At 51.6% G+C, this 699-nt stretch carries 1 protein-coding gene; it reads right to left on the reverse strand.

What is annotated here, in order from left to right; genetic code table 11:
• On the reverse strand, positions 1-666 hold a 666-nt coding region (locus ACLD7X_RS17585), incomplete at its 3' end, for a hypothetical protein (protein WP_411424983.1).
• Positions 667-699: the final 33 nt, after the last annotated feature.

Below are 699 nucleotides of genomic sequence, written 5' to 3' on the forward strand. Positions count from 1 at the left end.
TGTTGCAGCACGTGAGTCTACATCGCGAACAACGGTGATGTTACCAACACGAACTGCTTCTACGTCGGCAAGCAGTGCGCGGTTGTTGACAAAACGTGTTTGACGAATACGACCAAGGTAGAGAGCCAAGCGAGCGTCATCAAGTGATTGACGTGCTTCATCAGAGAGTGGCTCATTTGTGTTCGTATAGGCAAGGTCAATAGCTGGAATTTGCTGAGGGATCGGTTGCGCATTTACCGGATCCGTGATATATGGGTTTACCTGGGAAGGATAGAAACCCAATGCATCGATGGAAGATTGCGATACAACAGGATAGAGTTGATCGAGGTTTTCTGGTGCTTGAAGAATTTGAAGAGCACCACCACGATACCGAGCCATGTTGTTCGTGAAACGGCAACCGACAATCCACGTACGGGACGAGAATGTCGTTATCGCACCACCACCACCGTTCGTCGCCGTAAGAATACGATTGTTGCGTGCAAGAGCCGCATCGCGTGTTGCAAACGTTGTTCCATTTGCATCACGGAGATAGATAGGCTCCGTGTCCACCGTCGTGTCCTTGCGGAAACCAGTGAAGTCTACGTCACGGAAAAACGCCGTGCGCGCGCCTGGAAGCACGATGATGTGACCCCATTCACGCGAGAAGTTGTTGACGTCGCCAGCCACGAAGGTGATTCGGTCTGGGCGGACGTTGATTGG

Source organism: Aphanothece microscopica RSMan92 (assembly GCF_046613545.2).
Lineage (GTDB): Bacteria > Cyanobacteriota > Cyanobacteriia > PCC-6307 > Cyanobiaceae > NIES-981.